Source organism: Gordonia sp. B8661-1 (assembly GCF_059427765.1).
The window spans coordinates 485,935-503,139 of the sequence record NZ_JCAHRL010000001.1 but is presented as its reverse complement, the minus strand read 5'-3'; the positions used below and the strand labels follow the sequence as shown (position 1 = coordinate 503,139).

At 67.2% G+C, this 17,205-nt stretch carries 11 protein-coding genes; 9 read left to right on the top strand and 2 right to left on the bottom strand.

What is annotated here, in order from left to right; translation table 11 throughout:
* The first annotated feature begins 13 nt into the window (after positions 1-13).
* Complete coding sequence (locus AC4JJG_RS02325) at positions 14-640, top strand: nitroreductase family protein (protein ID WP_495399134.1); 627 nt, start codon at positions 14-16, stop codon at positions 638-640.
* Between the two features lie 49 nt (positions 641-689).
* Complete coding sequence (locus tag AC4JJG_RS02320; RefSeq protein ID WP_495399135.1) at positions 690-1,325, top strand: TetR/AcrR family transcriptional regulator; 636 nt, start codon at positions 690-692, stop codon at positions 1,323-1,325.
* Between the two features lie 15 nt (positions 1,326-1,340).
* On the opposite strand, the gene AC4JJG_RS02315 is transcribed toward AC4JJG_RS02320, so the two are convergent.
* Positions 1,341-3,179, bottom strand: a complete 1,839-nt coding sequence (locus AC4JJG_RS02315) for a GIY-YIG nuclease family protein (protein WP_495399136.1) — start codon at positions 3,177-3,179, stop codon at positions 1,341-1,343.
* 134 nt (positions 3,180-3,313) lie between these two features.
* Positions 3,314-6,868, bottom strand: coding sequence for an indolepyruvate ferredoxin oxidoreductase family protein (locus tag AC4JJG_RS02310; protein WP_495399137.1), 3,555 nt, complete (start codon positions 6,866-6,868; stop codon positions 3,314-3,316).
* 228 nt (positions 6,869-7,096) lie between these two features.
* Here AC4JJG_RS02310 and AC4JJG_RS02305 point away from each other — a divergent pair, with 228 nt between their 5' ends.
* From AC4JJG_RS02305 to AC4JJG_RS02275, 7 genes are read left to right on the top strand one after another with little or no spacing between them, the layout of a single operon-like run.
* Positions 7,097-8,701, top strand: a complete 1,605-nt coding sequence (locus AC4JJG_RS02305; RefSeq protein WP_495399138.1) for a carboxyl transferase domain-containing protein — start codon at positions 7,097-7,099, stop codon at positions 8,699-8,701.
* Positions 8,702-8,755: 54 nt separating this feature from the next.
* Positions 8,756-10,882: an acetyl/propionyl/methylcrotonyl-CoA carboxylase subunit alpha gene (locus AC4JJG_RS02300; RefSeq protein WP_495399620.1), complete on the top strand. Its 2,127-nt coding sequence runs from the start codon at positions 8,756-8,758 to the stop codon at positions 10,880-10,882.
* Entirely contained in the window at positions 10,882-12,027 is a 1,146-nt protein-coding gene (locus AC4JJG_RS02295; RefSeq protein ID WP_495399139.1) for an acyl-CoA dehydrogenase family protein, read from the top strand. The genes AC4JJG_RS02300 and AC4JJG_RS02295 overlap by 1 nt, the downstream gene beginning before the upstream one ends.
* On the top strand, positions 12,024-12,509 hold the full coding sequence (locus tag AC4JJG_RS02290; RefSeq protein WP_495399140.1) for a MaoC family dehydratase: 486 nt from the start codon (positions 12,024-12,026) through the stop codon (positions 12,507-12,509). The genes AC4JJG_RS02295 and AC4JJG_RS02290 overlap by 4 nt, the downstream gene beginning before the upstream one ends.
* A 2-nt stretch (positions 12,510-12,511) precedes the next feature.
* A complete protein-coding gene (locus tag AC4JJG_RS02285) occupies positions 12,512-13,423 on the top strand; it encodes an HpcH/HpaI aldolase/citrate lyase family protein (protein ID WP_495399141.1) in 912 nt (303 codons plus the stop codon).
* A 31-nt stretch (positions 13,424-13,454) separates the two neighbouring features.
* Positions 13,455-15,086 carry an AMP-binding protein gene (locus AC4JJG_RS02280; protein ID WP_495399142.1) on the top strand — a complete coding sequence of 544 codons (1,632 nt, stop codon included), beginning with the start codon at positions 13,455-13,457 and terminating at the stop codon, positions 15,084-15,086.
* 34 nt (positions 15,087-15,120) lie between these two features.
* Positions 15,121-17,067, top strand: a complete 1,947-nt coding sequence (locus AC4JJG_RS02275) for an acetoacetate--CoA ligase (protein WP_495399621.1) — start codon at positions 15,121-15,123, stop codon at positions 17,065-17,067.
* Positions 17,068-17,205: the final 138 nt, after the last annotated feature.

Here is a 17,205-nt window from a genome sequence, read left to right as displayed (position 1 = left end):
GGAGGGTGGAGGGATGACTCCCGAACTGCTGCCACTGAATCCGGATCAACTCCTCACCACGACGCGCTCGGTCCGCAAGCGTCTGGACCTCGACAAGCCGGTGCCGATGGAGGTCATCCGGGAGGGGCTGGAGATCGCGTTGCAGGCGCCGTCGGGTAGCAATACGCAGAGCTGGCAGTGGATCGTGCTGACCGACCCGGACCTCAAGGCCCAGGTGGGCGAGTACTACCGGCGGTCCTTCGCCGATTACGCCGCATCGCGGCCGCGCACCGACGATGCGACGATGAAGCGTGTCGCCTCGAGTTCGCAGTATCTGGCCGACGTGATGGGGCAGGTCCCGGCGATGGTGATCGGGGCCATCGACACCGGGGGCGATCTGCCGCCCGGCAATCAGTCCAGTATCTGGGGATCGCTGCTCCCGGCGGCCTGGAGTTTCTGTCTCGCCATGCGGGCTCGTGGACTCGGAACCGCCTGGACCACGCTGCATCTGGTGTACGAGAAGGAGGTCGCCGAACTGCTCGGTATCCCGCCGACCGTGCACCAGGGCGTGCTCCTGCCCGTCGCCTTCACCAAGGGCACCGACTTCAAACCAGCACCGCGCAAGAGTCTCGACAACGTCCTGCACGTCAACGGCTGGTGACCGACCGGACATCGGTGCGTGCGCGTCGGCGGTAGAGTTCGTGGTCACCATGACCACCGAATCCGCCTCCGCGTCCGAGCCGGGTGTGCCCGAGCCGGCTGCCCGGACACGTCGCGGCCAGGCGAAGGCCGCGCGCCGCGCGGAGCTGCTGGAGGCGGCCGCACGGTTGATGGCCGATCGCGGTTTCGCCGGGGTCACCCTGGAGGACATCGGTCGCGAGGTCGGCGTGAGCGGTCCCGCGATGTACCGGCATTTCTCGTCGAAGACGGAGCTGCTGGACCGGATGCTCGTCGAGATCTCCCAGCGACTGCACGACGGTGGCGCGGAGGTGGTGGCGCGGGGCGCGGATCCGGAGCTGACACTGCGTGAGCTCATCGATTTCCACATCGACGTCCTCGTGACCAAGCCGGACCTGATCGCGGTACAGGACCGCGATCTGTCCACCATGACCGCCGAGGCCAACCATCAGGTGCGTTCCCTGCAGCGCCGCTACGTCGAACAGTGGGTCGATGTGCTCGTCGCCGTGCACGGCGACGAACTGTCCCGCGACGAGGCCCGCGTCCGCGTTCACGCCACCTTCGGATTGCTCAACTCCTCGCACCGGCAGCCCCCGTACCCGCAGCCCGCACTCCGCGCTCTCCTGGCCCGGATGGCCTACGCCGCCCTCACCGCCGCGAATCCGTAACCGGACGAGCACTAGTCATCCTTGATGAGTGATGTCGAGGATGGCATTCACCAGGACCGGGTTGTGTGAGTTCTTTCCGTTGCCGGTCCTGGACTTTCTCATGAGATGCAGCGCGGCGGTCGCAGCTGCGCGGGTGACCGCGGTGTCGTCGAGAAGGTCTGCTATCGAATCGAGATCAGGCGCCCAAACCATCAGATTGAAAGGACCTGCATCCTGGTAGTCGGAATGTGTGACGAAGATGCCCGGATGTTGTCGCATGAATCGGACGAGCGCGTAATCGCTCATGTCCTCCCCGAGGAGTTCGACACCATTGACGTGCAACATCCCGTGCAGGCGCCCATCCTTGTCGATCATCATCCTGAATGCCTCGGTCTTGCCGGTGGTTAGGTTCGATAGCGAGCGCCATGGCGGAATTGTCTTGGGCGAGCTGAGGTGCCAGTGTGTGTACTCAGTCTGCAGCGGAAGCGGTAAACATCGGTGCATGTAGGTGCGGAACAGTGACCGCACAGTTGCGGCGTTGTCTCCAACTCGAGTGAGCCACGTTTTGTACGAATCCTCGCCGGATGCCATCTGGTCCGGGGTGGCTCGGAGGGCGCGACCCGCCACGGTGTCGCGAGCGTTCACACCGATGGGGTCGGAAAGCCATCCGGAGGCGGTTGTCCGGTTCCGTTCGAAGACGTCGTCGAGCGACACGTGTTCTGCGGTCTGATAAGTCATCTGCGCCTTGTTGCGGCTGGGGAGCGCAGCAGTTTGTAGGCCATGGATGAGCGACGATTCCCCATCCAGTAGGTGTCTCAACGGATTCGCTAGCGTGCTCGCGGTGAGGTCGGGTGACAGACGGATGCTCGAGATGTCCTTGTGGGTCGTCCGGTGCCCCTTCAGCCGGTCTGCTATCGAGATTGACTGTCCTACATAGCAGGCGCCATCCGAGAACTCCAGGAGGTAGTAACCCCGGTTGCCGCTGCCGAGTTTATCCAGAGCGCGTTGAACATTGGTTGGTCTGGCCGGCGAGATGCGTTGTCCGAAGCCATTTGCGTCAGCCCACGCGTCGATCGCTCGACGACGCTCTTCGATCCCGGCGTCAGTCGCTTCCGTCGGTGTCGCCGGTTCAAGAATGGAGTCTCTCATGGGGTTGCCAGTGGTGTGGCGCAGCGTCGGCACGTCGAGGTTCGGCTCGGTCGTCCACGCCGGCGCGCTGCTCACCAGATAGGTAAGCAAGGTGTCGATTGTCGTCAGATACTTTGTGCTGGTGTAGGTTTCAGCAACCTGGATCGCCGTGAAGTGCCAGTCGGGCGATTCGTCGGATGGTTTTTGCGGAGCGTATACTGCTTCGATGTACGTGCAGGGCGACGGTAGCCTGAGCCGACGGAGTGCTGCAGCGGCACGCCGGGTATCCAGGTCCGACGTCCTGGCTTCGAGCACGATGTGCGGGGTCTCGCCGGCTTCGGGGGCGGTCAGATGGCGCACGACGATCTGCCAGCCGCCTCCGAGTAGATTCCAGAAAATATTGATCAGCTCAGCGTGTGTGGCGCAGAGTGCGGACAGTTGCTCGGCTTTTCCCTTGTCGCCTTCTGGGGGGATCGCTTCGCCGTCGGCAGGAATCAGCGCGGGCCATGCGGCAGGCACAGCGGAGTCGTCGACCGGGGGACCACAGTCGACCCACTGGTCATTCTCGTATCTCATGGTGAACTCATCCGCCCCCTCGGTCACGTCGAGACCGTGGCAGACCACCCGTGCGGATTCTCTATCTGGTGTGACGCCGATAGCGAAGTCGATCGAGGACATGAGTAGCCACGCGATTGCGGGGTTCAGTCGGTCAGCAAGGAACGCCGTTCTCGATGTGTCGGATGACATCGTGCCTCCGTCGGGGGGATCGGTTCGACACGATTGTGCCCGGAGGTACCGACAAATTTCCCGACTTAGCGAGTGAGTCATCCGTCCGGTGGATGCGCCGCCCTCCGCAATTCCTTCGCGGAACTAAGGAGTGTCTACGAGATCGGGAGGAGTCGGGCGAGTTCGGCGTGGTAGCGGTCGACGTTGGCGAGCTTGATCTGTTCGTAGCCGCGGATCATGTCGGGTAGTCCGGCGACGGTGATCACCTCGGGCATCCGTTCCGGCGGGATGGTGCCTGCCGCGATGCCGTCCAGCAACTCTCCGATGATCTGCCGGTACTCGACGATGAGTGCGCGTTCGGTGCGGCGGATCTCGTTGTGGCCGAACGGGTCGAAGCGGGTGCCGCGCAGTCGCTTCATCGTTGCCAGCGCGGCCATCGGCCGGTTGGCCCAGGCACCCAGCGAGATCTTCTCCCGCATGCCCAGGTGCCGGAGTGTCGGCGGATGCAGCCGGATCGCGACCTTCGCGTCGTCGCCGAACTCGTCGGCGATCCGGGCCGCGAAGGCCGGGTCCCGGGTGAGACGTGCGACCTCGTACTCGTCCTTGTAGGCCATGAGCTTGAACAGGTTGCGCGCCACCGCATCCGTGAGTGCGTCCGAGCCGCCGGCCCGGTGGGTCCGATCCACGAATTCGAGGTAGGAGCGGGCGTATTTCTCGTCGGCGTACTCGATCAGTTCGCCGTACCGGATGGCGACGGTGTCGGCGAGGTCGTCGTCGGCGAATCCGAGCGGTGTCACCGCGGACCGTGCATACGCGGACGGGGTGACCCGCGCATCGGTGTCGCCGTGCAGCCCGGTCACCGTCGTGGTCACCGCTTCCGGATCGGCGACGACCTGCCGTCCGCGACGGAAGGCCTGTACGTTCGCGTCCACCGCGACAGCGTTCAGTTCGATCGCCCGCTCGACGGACGAGGCCGAAACAGGCAGTGCCCCGGCCTGATACGCCGCACCGACCATCAGCATGTTGGCGTACTGTTCGTCGCCGAAGAGCTGCGTGGACAGTGCTCCGGGATCGAGGTAGATCGCGCGGGCGACGGTGTCGTCGATGCGCTCGTGGATGCGCGCGTCGGCGGGGAACCCGACGGAGGTGTCGATCACCATCGACCCGGTGGGGATCTTCGTGGTGGACACGACCGCGACCGTCTTCTCCGGTGCCGCCACCTTCAGGTTGGCCGGGTCGGTGGCGACCAGCGAATCGCAGGCCAGGTACAGGTCACAGTCGGCCGTCGCGACCTTCGCGGCCTGCTCCAGCGTGTCCGGGCTGATCTTGATGTCGCTCACCACGGCGCCGCCCTTCTGGGCGAGGCCGGTCATGTCGACGGTGCGGGCGGTGTGTCCGTCGAGGACGGCCGCCGTCGCCAGCACCTGGGACACCGTGACCACCCCGGTGCCACCGATGCCGGTGACGCGCACCGAGAACGAACCGCGCAGCGATGCCGGCGCGGGTGCGGGCATGCCGTGGTCGTCGAGGGGATCGGCACGGCGGACGGACCTTCGTTGTCCGGGGGTGACCGTGACGAAGGACGGACAGTCGCCCTTGAGGCAGGACAGATCGACGTTGCAGGAACTCTGATCGATGTGGGTCTTGCGGCCGAATTCGGTCGGAACCGGGTGCACCGACAGACAATTCGACTTCTCGCCACAATCGCCGCAGCCCTCGCAGATCCGTTCGTTGATCATCACGCGGGTGGCCGGCGTGGGCAGGCTGCCGCGCTTGCGCTTGCGGCGCTTCTCGGCGGCGCAGTGCTGATCGTGGATCAGGACCGTCACACCCGGCACCGCGGCGAGTTCGCGCTGGAGGCCGAGGAGATCGTCCCGATGATGGACCGAAACCCCGTGCGGGAGAAGCAGTGTCCGGGTGCGGTCGGGATCGTCACTGGTGACGGCGACCCGCTGCACCCCTTCGTCGAGCAGCAGGGCGGTGAGACGCGGAAGATCCATGGCGCCCACCGGATCCTGGCCGCCCGTCATCGCGACGGTGCCGTTGTACAGCAGTTTGTAGGTGATGTTGGTGCCGGACGCCACCGCCGCCCGCAGCGCCAGCGACCCCGAGTGCATGAACGTGCCGTCACCGACGTTCTGCACGAAGTGGTCGGCCTCGACGAACGGCGCCATACCGATCCACTGCGCGCCCTCGCCGCCCATCTGGGTGACGCCCGCGATGTCGCCGACCTGTCCCGGATCCATCAGCAGAATCATGGCATGACAACCGATTCCGGCGCCGACGAGCGTGCCGTCGGCCACCTGGGTGGAACTGTTGTGCGGGCAGCCCGAGCAGAAATACGGCGTGCGCACCGCGAGTGGCAGTTCGATACGGGTCGGACGGGCCGAGCGCCGGTCCAGCCACGCCCGCGCGGCTTCCACCCGGTGGTGGGCGAGCCGGTTCGCGAGACCGCGGGTCACCGAGTCGACGTCGAGTTCACCGAATCTCGAGAACAGGGTGGAACCGTCCTCGTTGGTCTTGCCGACGATATGGGGCGCACGCGGATGCCGGAACAGGATGTCGCGCATCATCGTCTCGATGAAGTCCCGCTTCTCCTCGATCACGATGACCTCGTCGAGTTCGCCGGACGCGGTGCCGAACATGAAGCGATCCAGGATCTCCCGCTCGATCGGGTACACCATGCCGAGTTTGAGGATGCGGATGCCGAGGCGGTGCAGATCGTCGGTGGAGATGCCGATGAGCCGCAACGCCTCCCGCAGATCGAGGTAGGTCTTGCCGGCGGCGACGATGCCGATGCGGTCGTCGGGACTGGACACCACGATGCGGTTGAGTCCGTTGAGGCGGGCGTATTCGGTGGCGCGGGGGAGCCGCGTGGTGAGCTGATTCTGTTCCAGCTCCATCAGATTCGCGCCCAGCAGCCGCCCGCTCGGGATGTGGGGGCTGCGTCCGAGGGCCCCGAATTCGGGCGTGATGCGTACCGGCGCGACGGAGGCCGTGGAGGCGCCGTCGGCGACGTGGGCGGAGATCTTCATCGATGTCCACAGGCCGCTGACGCGGCTCATCATCGCGGCGTGCACACCGAGGTCGAGGATGTCCTGGGAGTCGGCGGGGTAGAGGATCGGCATGTACAGGTCGGCGAGTGCCATCTCGGACGCGCACGGGACGGTGGAACTCTTGGCGCCGGGGTCGTCGCCGACGAGCGCGACCGCGCCGCCGTCGGGGTGCGTGCCGATGATGTTGGCGTGCCGCAGCGCGTCGGTCGCGCGATCGAGGCCGGGGGCCTTGCCGTACCAATAGCCGACGACGCCGTCGCGTGCGACTCCCTGCGCGTCCGCGGCCAGCGCGGTCACCTGGCCCGCTACTTGCGAACCCATCACCGAGGTGGCGGCGAGTTCTTCGTTGAGACCGGGCCGGTGGACGATGTCGTAGGGCTCCAGGTAGGCGTGCCTGCGGGCGATTTCGAGGTCGTAGCCGGCCAGGGGTGACCCCTCGTAGCCGGAGATGAAGGAGGCCGTGCGCAGTCCCAGGTCGCGGTCGACGCGGGCACGGTCGCGCACCGTGCGGACCAGGGCCTGGATGCCGGTGAGGTAGATGCTGCCGGATTCGCGGGTGTAGCGATCGTCGAGCGAGAACGTCGCGTCCGCGGGTCGCGGGCCGGTGCCGCGTACGTCGGCAGAGCGGGAGGCGCGGTCGTCTGCGAGGGTCATGGGGTCTCCTGGCCTTCTTCATGTGGCACTCCGCGGATGCCGGGGATGGTGGCGCCGCGGAGACGGGTTGTGGTGGCCCGTTGGTGGTGGGCTCACCCCCACAGTACGAAAGATTGTGAGCCGCGTCACGTCGGCCTGCCACAATGGTCGGAGTCGCCCGAGATGGGTGACAAGTACTCGGCTCTGTCGTAACATGCATTCAGTTAATAGCGACTAACTGAAAGGTCGATGGTGACCAGCACGTTCAGTACGCACGCCGCATCCGGTGCGGAGACCAACCGGGACGCGCACCTCGCCGGGCTGCGCACACTGGCCGACCGGCTGCACACGGCGCGGCAGGGTGGCGGCGCGAAGGCGCGGGAGCGGCACGTCGGGCGCGGCAAGTTGCTGCCGCGGGATCGCGTCGACGGCCTGCTCGACGTCGGCTCCCCCTTCCTGGAGGTCGCCCCGCTCGCCGCGTTCGGCATGTACGACGACAAGGCGCCCGCGGCCGGTGTGGTCGCCGGTGTCGGCCGGGTGGCCGGCCGCGAATGCATGATCATCGCCAACGACGCGACGGTGTCCGGCGGCACGTACTACCCGGTGACCGTCAAGAAGCACCTGCGCGCGCAGGAGATCGCCGCCGCCAACCGGTTGCCCTGCATCTATCTCGTCGACTCCGGTGGCGCCATGCTGCTGCAGCAGGACGAAGTCTATCCCGATCGCGATCACTTCGGCCGGATCTTCTTCAATCAGGCGAACATGAGCGCCGCGGGCATCCCGCAGATCTCCGCGGTCCTCGGATCATCGACGGCCGGTGGCGCCTATGTGCCCGCGATGAGCGACGAGACCGTCATCGTCCGCGATCAGGGCACGATCTTCCTGGCCGGTCCGCCCCTGGTGAAGGCGGCGACCGGTGAGGACGTCACCGCGGAGGAACTCGGCGGTGGCGCGATGCACTCGTCGGTCTCCGGTGTCACCGACCACCTGGTGGACAACGACGAACAGGCTCTGGCGAAGGTGCGCGAGATCGTCGCCACCCTGGGGCCGCGCGATCCCCGGCAGTGGGAGACCGTGCCCGCCCGTGATCCCCGCAGGCCGCAGACCGACATCTACGACGTCGTGCCCACCGATCCGAAGATCCCCTACGACGTCCGTGCCGTTATCGAGATCCTCAGTGATGCAGGGGAATTCACCGAGTTCAAGGCCAACTACGGCACCACGCTGGTCACTGCGTTCGCGCACATCCACGGCCACCCGGTCGGTATCGTGGCCAACAATGGTGTGTTGTTCAGCGAGTCCGCCCTCAAGGGTGCACATTTCATCGAACTCTGCGACCAACGGCGGATACCGCTGGTGTTCCTGCAGAACATCACCGGCTTCATGGTCGGCCGCGCCTACGAGGAGGGCGGCATCGCGAAGAACGGCGCCAAGATGGTGAACGCGGTGGCCTGCGCCCGCGTCCCGAAGCTGACCGTGATGATCGGCGGCTCGTTCGGTGCGGGCAACTACTCGATGTGCGGTCGTGCCTATTCGCCGCGCTTCCTGTGGTCATGGCCCAACGCGCGCATCTCTGTGATGGGTGGTGCGCAGGCTGCCGACACCCTCGCGACGGTGCGCCGCAACCAGATCGAGCGATCCGGGGACGAGTGGGCCGCCGACGCGGAAGAGGACTTCAAGGCGCCGATCCGCGAGCAATTCGACCGTCAGTCCGACGCCTACTATTCGACGGCCCGACTGTGGGACGACGGCATCATCGATCCGGCGCAGACCCGCACCGTCCTCGGGCTGGCACTGGAGACCTGCCGCTACGCACCCCTTGCCGATCAGCGCTACGGCGTCTTCCGGATGTGAGCCGACATGACCGAGACAGACATGACCGAGACAGACATGACTGAGAAGACCGACATGACCGGAACAACCGGGACCACGCGGACGAGCGCACCGGGCGTGCGGACCATCCACAGTGTCCTCGTCGCCAACCGCGGCGAGATCGCCTGCCGGGTCATCGAGACTCTGCGGCGCATGGGGATCCGCAGCATCGCCGTGTACTCCGACGCCGACGCCGACGCGCGGCACGTCCGGGCCGCCGACGTCGCCGTCCGGATCGGGCCGGCCGCCGCGACGCAGAGCTACCTCGACATCGACGCCGTGGTGCGTGCCGCACGGGAGACCGGGGCCGACGCCGTGCACCCCGGCTACGGATTCCTCTCGGAGAACCAGGCATTCGCGGCCGCACTGGCCGACGCCGGCAGCATCTTCATCGGCCCGCCCGCATCCGCGATCGCGACCATGGGCGACAAGATCACCGCCCGTGCGGCGGTGTCCGAGCGTGACGTGCCGGTCGTGCCCGGACTGTCGCGACCCGGACTCACCGACGACGACCTCATCGCCGCGGCCCCCGACATCGGTTTCCCGGTCCTCATCAAGCCCAGCGCGGGCGGTGGCGGCAAGGGCATGCATCGCGTCGAGACCGCCGCCGACCTGCCCGATGCACTGCAGCGGGCCCGGCGGGAGGCCGGTGCGGCCTTCGGCGACGACTCGCTGTTCCTCGAACACTTCGTGGACACCCCGCGACACATCGAGGTGCAGATCCTGGCCGACGGCCACGGCAGCGTGATCCACCTCGGCGAGCGTGAATGCTCGCTGCAGCGGCGGCACCAGAAGGTCATCGAGGAGGCGCCGTCGGCGCTGCTCGACGAGCAGACACGCGCCCGCATCGGGGAGGCGGCCTGCGACGCGGCCCGCAGCGTCGGCTACACCGGCGCGGGCACCGTCGAGTTCATCGTGTCCGCGCACCGGCCGGACACCTTCTTCTTCATGGAGATGAACACCCGCCTGCAGGTGGAGCATCCGGTGACCGAGCTGGTGACCGGAATCGACCTGGTGGAACAGCAGATCCGGGTCGCGCGCGGGGAGCCGCTGGAGATCGCGCAGGACGACGTGACGATGACCGGACACGCCATCGAGGCACGTGTCTATGCCGAGGACCCGGCCAACGGATTCCTGCCCACCGGCGGCACGATCGCCGGTCTGGCCGAGCCGGATACCTCGCCGGGAACCGGGGTCCGCGTGGATTCGGCCATGGCCGAAGGGCTGACGGTCGGCAGCGACTACGACCCGATGCTGGCCAAGGTCATCGCCCACGGCAGGGACCGCGCCGAGGCCATCGAACGCCTCGATCAGGCCCTCGCCCACACCCGTGTGCTCGGCGTCGTCACGAACATCGACTTCTGCCGCTTCGTGCTCGCGCGGCCCGAGGTCGTCGAGGCCCGGCTGGACACCGAACTGCTGGATCGCCTGGTCGCGGATTACGCCGTGCCCGAACCGGTTCCGGAGGCGCTGGTGCTGGCCGCGGTCGCGCGGATCGGTCCCCGCGACCCGCGCGACGTCTGGTCGAGTGCCGTCGGCTGGCGGATCGGTGAGCCCGCACCCGTGATCACACGACTCGTCGCAGGCGGACAGCACTTCACCGTCGCGGTGACCGTCGATGAGGCCGGCGAGGGCTTGCTGCGGGGTACGGCGACCGTGAGTGCCGAGGATCTCGATACGCCCTCGGCTGGCGCCTCGGGCTACTCGATCAGCGGGGCGTCGCGAGAACCGTGGACGGCCGGGATCGAGTACCGGCGAATCCACCGGGACGGCACCGAGATTCGCCGGCTGATCGTCGACGGTGTCAGCCAGTCGTGGGCCCGCGCGCTGGTCGGGGACACCTGGTGGGTGTCCGGACCGGGTGGCACCTGGCAACTCGAGGTGGCCCGGTCGCTGCTCGACGAGGCGGCCGGCGAGGCGGCCGGCGACATCCTGAGTCCGATGCCCGGCACCGTCGTGGCGGTCCCGGCAACCGATGGCGACGCGGTGGTCGAGGGCATGCCGATCGTGATCGTCGAGGCCATGAAGATGGAACACACCCTCACCGCGCCCGCCGATGGCACGGTGGACCTGTCGGTCGGTGTCGGCGACAAGGTCGACGCCGGACAGACACTGGCCCGCATCCGGACCGAGGCCGCGGATGCGGCACCGAAGGAGAACTGATGGAACTGACCCAGGAATACACCGACCTGATGCACTCGGTGCGCGACTTCGCGCAATCGGTTGTGGCGCCGGTGTCCGCGAAACACGATGCGGAGCACAGCTTTCCGTACGAGGTGATCGCGCAGATGGGGCAGATGGGTCTGTTCGGCCTGCCGTTCTCCGAGGAATACGGCGGCATGGGCGGCGACTACTTCGCGTTGTCCCTCGCCCTCGAGGAATTGGGCAAGATCGACCAGTCGGTCGCCATCACCCTGGAGGCCGGGGTGAGCCTCGGCGCCATGCCGATCTACCGGTTCGGCACCGAAGAGCAGAAGCAGCGCTGGCTTCCCGATCTCACCGCGGGCCGCGCGCTGGCGGGCTTCGGTCTCACCGAGCCCGGCGCGGGCTCCGACGCCGGGGCCACCGCGACGACCGCCCGTGAGGACGGTGACTCGTGGATCATCAACGGCGCCAAGCAGTTCATCACCAACTCCGGTACCGACATCACCTCGCTGGTCACGGTGACCGCGGTGACCGGTGCCCGCGATGGCGGTCGCAAGGAGATCTCCACCATCATCGTGCCCTCGGACACTCCGGGATTCACCGCCGAACCGGCCTACAACAAGGTCGGCTGGAACGCCTCGGACACCCACCCGCTGTCCTTCTCCGACGCGCGGGTGCCCGCCGAGAATCTGCTCGGCGAACGGGGCCGCGGCTATGCCAACTTCCTGTCCATCCTCGACGAGGGGCGCATCGCCATCGCCGCGCTGTCCACCGGGGTCGCACAGGGGTGCGTTGACGAGAGTGTGAAGTACGCGAAGGAACGGCAGTCCTTCGGCAAGCCGATCGGGGAATACCAGTCGGTGTCCTTCGCGATCGCGCGCATGGAGGCCCGCGCCCATGTGGCCCGCGTCGCCTATTACGACGCGGCGGCGAAGATGCTGGCGGGCAAGCCCTTCAAGAAGGAGGCGTCGATCGCGAAGATGATCGCGAGCGAGGCCGCGATGGACAACGCACGCACGGCCACGCAGATCCACGGCGGCTACGGATTCATGAACGAGTATCCGGTCGCCCGGCACTACCGCGACTCGAAGATCCTGGAGATCGGCGAGGGCACCACCGAGGTCCAGCTGATGCTGATCGCACGGGAACTGGGCTTCGCATGAGCGAGAACAAGCGGATCGTGCAGCGCGGCCTGTGGTTCGAGGAATTCGACGAGGGCACGATCTACGAACACCGGCCCGGACGTACCGTGACCGAGGCCGACAACGTCCTGTTCACCACGCTCACAATGAACACCCAGGCGCTGCACCTCGATGCCGCGTGGTCGGCGCAGCAGCCCGGATTCGGGGGCCAGCGCCTCATCAATTCGATGTTCACGCTGTCCACGATCGTCGGTCTGTCGGTGTCGCAGCTGACCCAGGGCACCTTGGTGGCCAATCTGGGCTTCAGTGAGATCGCCTTTCCCGCACCGCTGTTCGCCGGCGACACGCTGTACGCCGAAACGGAGTGCATCGGCAAGCGAGAATCGAAGTCGCGCCCCGGCGAGGGCGTGGTGAACCTGACCCACATCGGACGAAACCAGCACGGCGACATCGTGGCACGGGCCGTCCGTGCCACCCTCGTGCGCAAACAACCCGTGGAGTGATGATGACAAGGCCGAATCCACAGCTGCCCGACGTCCCGGGCACCCAGACGTCCAACGCCTGGACACCGCCCGGCCCCGCGATGCTGTTCTGCCCGGCCGACCGCCCGGAGCGCTACCGGAAGGCCATGGAACGCGCCGATGTGGTGATCCTGGATCTCGAGGACGCGGTGGCCCCCGACGACCGGCCCGCCGCACGCGAGGCGATGATCGCCAATCCGCTCGACCCCGATCGGACCATCGTGCGGATCAATCCCGCGGGCACCGGTGACTACCGCCGGGACCTGGCCGCCATCAGCGAGACCAATTACCGGGTCGTCATGCAGGCCAAGGCCGAGGACGCCCAGACCATCGTCGACACCGCGATCCAGACCATCGCGCTGATCGAGACCCCTCTGGGGGCGACCCGCGTCAACGAGATCGCGGCGGCGGTCAACTGCATCGGATTGATGTGGGGCGCCGAAGATCTGGTGGCCGGACTCGGCGGCAAATCCAGTCGCTTCGGCCCCGACGAGGACCGCCCCGGCACCTATCGGGATGTCGCGCAGTTCGTGCGTTCGCAGGTCCGCATCGCCGCCGCCGCGCACGGCAAGTTCGCGGTCGACTCGGTCCATCTCGATTTCCGCGACACCACGGGCCTCATCGCGGAGGTCCGTGACGCGGTGGCCCTCGGCTACACCGCGACGGCGTGCATCCACCCGTCGCAGGTTGAGTACATCCGCGACGGCTACCGCCCCTCCGACGACGAGATCGCCTGGGCGCGACAGGTCGTCGAGGGATCGGCCGAACATCGCGGGGGAGTGTTCAGCATCGACGGACAGATGATCGACGGCCCGGTGCTGCGGCAGGCCGAGGTCGTACTGGCACGGGTGGAGGCGCTCGAGGGCGTGCCCACCTCGGACGACGTTCCCGACTGACGGATTTCCGACGGAAGAACCGGAGAAGACGATGAGTGAACCGGCGTACGCGAAGGGCGAGGACACGCCCGTGCTGCTGACCGAGACGATCGGTGCGACGCTCGCCCGCACGGTGGCGGCCCACGGCGACAACGTCGCCCTCATCGACGCCACCGCCGGCCGACAGTGGACCTACACCGAATTCCACCGTGACGTGCGCGCGATCGCGGCGGGCCTGTTGCGGATGGGGGTGTCCACCGGTGATCGGGTCGGTGTGTGGTCGCCGAACCGGTTCGAGTGGGTGCTGATCCAGTACGCGACCGCCGAGATCGGCGCGATCCTGGTCAACCTGAACCCGGCGTACCGGCAGAACGAGATCGAGTACGCCCTGGCGCAGTCCGGCATCGAGGTGGTCGTCGCGGCGGAGAGTTTCAAGGATTCGGCCTATGCATCGATGCTGGAGCAGGCCCGTCCGTCGTGCCCGGACCTCCGGCAGGTGGTGCTCTTCGAGTCGCCGGAATGGGAGGCGCTGCTGGCGGATCCGGCCGCCGACGAGCTGGCGCGCGTCGACGAGATCGCGCGGTCGCTGAGCCCCGACGATCCGATCAACATCCAATACACTTCCGGGACAACGGGATTCCCGAAGGGTGCGACGCTGACCCATCGGAACATCGGCAACAACGGCTACCTGGTCGGCGAGTTGCTGGCATACACCGATGCCGACCGCATCTGTCTACCGGTGCCCTTCTATCACTGCTTCGGCATGGTCATGGGGAATCTCGCCGCCACCAGTCACGGTGCGACCATGGTGATTCCGGCTCCGGCCTTCGATCCGGAGGCGACCTTGCGGGCGGTCTCCGACCATCGCTGCACCAGCCTGTACGGGGTGCCGACGATGTTCATCGCCGAACTCGCCCTGCTCGATCAGCGCGGCGACACCCATGACTTCGACCTGTCCACCCTGCGGACCGGGGTGATGGCCGGATCGCCCTGCCCCGAACACGTGATGCGCCAGGTGGTCGATCGCATGCACATGGGTGAGGTGTCGATCTGCTACGGCATGACCGAGACGTCGCCGGTGTCCACGCAGACCCGCGTCGACGATCCGCTCGAACTGCGGGTCGGGACGGTCGGCCGGGTCGGTCCCCATCTGGAGATCAAGGTGATCGACCCGGTGACCGGAGACACCTTGTCCCGCGGCGAGACCGGCGAATTCTGCACGCGCGGTTACTCGGTGATGCGGGGTTACTGGAACGAGCCGGAGAAGACCGCCGAGGCCGTCGACGGCGACGGCTGGATGCGCACCGGCGATCTGGCGGTGATGGCCGACAACGGATACGTGCAGATCACCGGCCGCATCAAGGACATGGTGATCCGGGGCGGTGAGAACATCTACCCCCGGGAGATAGAGGAATTCCTCTACACCCACCCCGACATCCTCGACGCACAGGTGATCGGTGTGCCGGACGCGAAATACGGCGAGGAACTGATGGCGTGGATCCGGTTGCGCGACGGCGTCGAGGACTTCACCGACGAGGATCTGCGCCGGTTCGCCGACGGCAAGATCGCGCGGCACAAGATCCCGCGCTATGTGCATGTGGTGGAGGAGTTCCCGATGACGGTGACCGGAAAGGTCCGCAAGGTGCAGATGCGTGCCGAGGCGACCGAGATGCTCGGACTCTGAACGGATGTCCGACGACGGCCGGACGAATTCCGGAATGCAGCAGTTCACCGCACTCGCCGAGGCTCGGACGGGGCGATCCTTCGGCCGCTACGCCGATCTGTGGCAGTGGTCGGTCGACGACCCGGCCGCGTTCTGGCGGACGGTGTGGGCACACTTCGATCTCGACGCCATCGCCGACGGCACTCTCGGCGGCGCCGATGACGACGTTCTCGCATCGTCGGATATGCCGGGGGCGCAATGGTTTCCGGCCATGCGCCTGAACTACGTCGATGCCGTGCTACGCCACGCCGATCTGCCCGGGGCGGCGATCGTCGGCATCGACGAGTCCGGCACGCGCACCGAGATCGCGTGGGCCGACCTGCCGCGTCTCGTGTCCGGCTTCGCCCGCACCCTGACCGACTGCGGCGTCGGACCCGGCGATGTGGTGGCGGCATATCTGCCCGACATCCCCGAGGCGGTGATCGCGTTCCTGGGCACCGCCGCGGTCGGCGCCATCTGGTCGGGGTGCGGCCAGGACTACGCACCCGAGGGGGCCGCGGGCCGCCTCGCGCAATTGAACCCCACGGTCCTTGTGAGTGCGACCGGATATCGCTACGGCGGCAAGGACATCGACAAGACGGCCGACAGTCGTGCCCTGGCCGGACTGCTGCCCGGGTTGTCGGCTCACATCGTCGTCGGTGGCACCGATGAGGCCGTCGCGGACGGTGAACCGCGAGTCATCGACTACGGCGCCGCGGTCCGCTCGGACGGTCCGGACGTCGATCCGGTGCCGGTGCCCTTCGGTCATCCGCTCTGGGTGCTGTTCAGTTCGGGCACCACGGGCCGGCCCAAGGGTATCGTGCACGGCCACGGCGGTGTGGTGCTCGAACACCTGAAAGCCGCTGGGCTGCACGGCGATCTGGGGCCGTCGGACGTCTTCTTCTGGCAGACCGCACTGAGCTGGATGATGTGGAACTATCAGGTCGCCGGACTGCTCTGCGGTGCCCGCATCGTCTGTTACAGCGGTTCGCCGCTGTACCCCGATGCCGACCGACTGTGGCAGATCGTCGACGACGAGCACGTCACCTACTTCGGCACGAGTCCGGGGCAACTACAGGCGTCCCGCAAGGCCGGACTGAAACCCGGTGCACAGCATGACCTCTCGTCGCTGCGTACGCTCGGCAGCACCGGATCCACCCTCGCCGCCGACCTGTTCGGCTGGGTCGACGACAACGTCGCCGCCGGTCTGCCGATCTCCTCCATCAGCGGTGGCACCGACGTCGTCACCGCGTTCGCGGGCGGCTCCACCGGGGTCCCGGTGGTCGCCGGTGAACTGTCGGTGCGTTATCTCGGTGTCGCGCTGGAGAGTTGGGACCCGGATCGGACGCCGCTCGTCGACGAGGTCGGGGAGATGGTCATCACCGCGCCCATGCCGTCGATGCCGGTGTCCTTCTGGGACGACCCGGACGGCGCGCGCTACCGGGCGGCGTACTTCGACCATGAGTGGCAGACGCCGCCGCCGGCGCCGGTGTGGCGGCACGGCGACTGGGTGACCGTCACGTCGCGAGGGTCGCTGGTGATCCACGGACGCAGCGACGCGACCCTGAACCGGCACGGCATCCGCATGGGTTCGGCCGACATCTACGAGGTGGTCGAGGGCATCGACGAGATCGCGGAGGCCTTCGTGCTGGGCGTCGACGGCCCCGGTGGTGCCTACTGGATGCCGCTGTTCGTCACCCTGGTGCCCGGCGCCACCCTCGACGACGATCTGCGCGCCCGCGTCGCGGCGGCCGTGCGGACACGGTTGTCGCCCAGGCACGTGCCCGACGAGATCATCGAGGCCCCGGGGATTCCGCACACCCGCACCGGCAAGAAGCTCGAGGTGCCGGTGACCGCCGTCCTCGCGGGCCGCTCCGAGGTCAATGTGGATCCGCGCGCCGTCGACGATTTCGCCCTGGTGGACTGGTACGCGGAGCGCGGACGAGAGCATCATTGGTCGTAGGCGTCATCCGAATGACCGAGTAAATCTCTCGGGACGCGAAGTCTGTCGAGGTCATGGCGCTGCCGGAGCGCCGACGGTGATCGGCACCCTGTGGTTTCGGCAAGAACATGTACTAGCGTGGTGGCCGTTATATGTGCT